The sequence below is a fragment of the Prevotella sp. HMSC073D09 genome, from assembly GCF_001814145.1.
GTDB lineage: Bacteria > Bacteroidota > Bacteroidia > Bacteroidales > Bacteroidaceae > Prevotella > Prevotella conceptionensis.
The window spans coordinates 1-1663 of sequence record NZ_KV815132.1 but is presented as its reverse complement, the minus strand read 5'-3'; the positions used below and the strand labels follow the sequence as shown (position 1 = coordinate 1663).

1 protein-coding gene and 1 pseudogene are annotated in these 1663 nt (G+C 53.5%); both read left to right on the top strand.

The genetic code is table 11. The annotated features are described in order from the left end of the window. A pseudogene (locus HMPREF2955_RS13290) lies at window positions 1-368 on the top strand (hypothetical protein); the annotation flags it as partial. 2 nt (window positions 369-370) lie between these two features. Further along, window positions 371-1663, top strand: a 1293-nt coding sequence (locus tag HMPREF2955_RS13285; RefSeq protein WP_246830159.1) for a DUF8202 domain-containing protein, incomplete at its 3' end; no start/stop codon positions are given.

The following is a 1663-nucleotide window of genomic DNA, read 5'->3' as shown; positions in this document are numbered from 1 at the left end:
AGGTAGCCGCGCGACTCTACCTGCTGAGCGACCTCTATATGGGTGCTGGTGTAGGCATGAGCATCCCGCTCAACCCTGGCGGTATCGACTTTTCGAGCAATCGCGCAGCCCTGTATGTTTCGATGGATAAACTCACACAGGAACATTTAAGAGAAACATTTCGGGCACGCTTGCACGTGATGCCCCTGCTCAAGATAGGCTACTCGTCGTTTAAGAACGGCATCGAAGCCAGCCTGCAATACGGTTACGGCATTATGGATCTTATCAAGACGAACGAGAACCCTTACGGCTATCACAAAACCACGAACAACAGTCACCTGCTTTTGCTGACGGTGGGCTATACCATTCCCCTAACTAAACAGAAATGACGATGAAACAGTCTACACTCCATCTTACAAGCATACTTGTTCCGCTCTTGTGCGCCGTATCGATAACGACTGGTCGGGCACAAGCGCAGACCCAAGCGCAAATACAACCGAAACCGGAATGCCAAGCCCCTGGCGGAGTGGCAGGTTTTGTGAAGTGGGCAAGCGGCAACGACAATACCCCTGTACGTCTTACCGGCGCTGGCGGCCTGACCTTTATCGGTGTAGGGAAAATACAGAAAGCGGGCGAACAGCTGCTATGGAATGTCAGCACACAAGCGGGAAAAACCGAACGTGTGCAGACCACGGCCCGCACCGCCAACCTTGCCAATGGCACGTTTATGAACTACACCGGGCGCGACACCTTGCCACAACTACGCCTGTACGCTTATAGCACCTCGTCTGCAAGCGGTACGCGCGGCACGCTCAATGTGGGTGGGATGACCAAAGAAAAACTCCCCATCAAGAGCTTAAAGAACGGCATGGAGGAATATGTGGTCTACGCCCGCGCCCTCACCGCCGCCGAACGCATGCGCGTGGAGAGTGCCCTCGCCCTTCGCCACGGCATCACCCTTGCCCATTCCTACCTCAATTCCAAAGGCCAAACCATCCGCAACTATTATCGGCTTAAAGCGTACAACCACCGCGTTGCCGGCATCATCGGCGACGCCACTTCGAAACTCTACCGCACCACGGGCGAGAGTAGCGAGAATGAAGCTGTCGTAAAAGTGTCTGCAAGTTCGATAAACGAAGGCGCAAGTTTCCTTTGGGGCGACAACGCCAAGCAACTCTCTTTTACTTCCGACAAGGGCAACGGGAAATGGATGCAGCGATGCTGGGCAGCCACAACGACAGGACAGCCCGCAGAACATCTCACCTTGACTTTCGACACCCGAAGCATCCATCAACTGCAACCACTCGGAAAGGACGAGTTTTACTATCTCGCCGTAGACAACAGCGGCACTGGAAAATTCCCCTTCGGGCAAATCCGCTATTACAAGGCACAGGACAGCCATACCGACAGCATCGTCTTTGCAGGCATTGCCGCCGATGCGGGGGAAAGCATTTTTACGCTTCGTGCCGCTAAAGACTTCTTTGCAACCGTTGAAATTGCACGGCCCCGCTGTTCCACAGCGCAAAAAGGACAGGTTAAAGTGCTTTTCACAGGCGGCACTGCTCCATATAATGTTACGATAAGCCTTGATGGAAAAGCATGTTACAGCCAATCCGCAAGTGACAGCCTTATCACCGTTTCGGACCTGCTACAAGGCAAATACACGATTGCCGCCAAAGACCAT